The organism is Aromatoleum evansii (assembly GCF_012910805.1).
In the GTDB taxonomy this organism is placed as follows: domain Bacteria; phylum Pseudomonadota; class Gammaproteobacteria; order Burkholderiales; family Rhodocyclaceae; genus Aromatoleum; species Aromatoleum evansii.
Genome location: NZ_WTVK01000183.1, coordinates 1 through 622, shown reverse-complemented (window position 1 = coordinate 622; position 622 = coordinate 1). Strand labels below are relative to the sequence as shown.

General features: G+C 67.5%; 1 protein-coding gene. It reads right to left on the bottom strand.

Translation table 11 applies throughout. The features are described 5' to 3' along the window. The coding region (locus tag GO615_RS29840) for a TetR/AcrR family transcriptional regulator (protein ID WP_169133071.1) at nt 1-388 on the bottom strand (388 nt) is incomplete at its 3' end. Nucleotides 389-622 lie beyond the last annotated feature (234 nt).

Sequence of the window (622 nt, the reverse complement as noted above, 5' to 3'; positions counted from 1 at the left end):
GCATGGCGGCGACGACCTCGAAGCGGTGGGCGACGAGTTGCATCACCTTCGCGTCGGACATGATCGCCCGATTGACGAGGGCGCGGTGTCCGGGGCTCGTGGCGTCCAGGTCGTCGGCGGAGGCGATGACGGTGTCGATGGCGTGGACGAGATCGTCGACGAGTCGGCCGTGGGGCTGCTTCTCGAGGAACAGTTCGAGCGCCCCGGGGCGCGGGTTGTTCTCGCCGAACGGGCCGAGAACGGCCGAGGCCTTGTCCGGGACGTGATTGAACAGGGTGCGGCGGCTGACGCCGACGCGTTCGGCCAATTCGTCCATCGTGAAACCGTCATAACCCCGTTCGATGACGAGGGTCGCGGCGGCCTCCTGGATCTCGACGAGACGCCGCATCGCGCGCGCCGTGCGAGACGCGGGCTGGGTGCAGGCTGCGGTGTGCACGGGCCCCCCTTCGACTGTTGCACTGAAATCTTCAGCAGTGCAATGTTGCACTTTTCTCATCCCAAGTGCAATCGCAGTGCGGGTGACGTGCCTCACGGCGGGTGCTGCTCGCTGCGATGGCGCGACGGGGCGTGGCGGCGGACGTCAGGGCAGGGAGCCTGGGACGGACATCGGTCGTCACGGTGA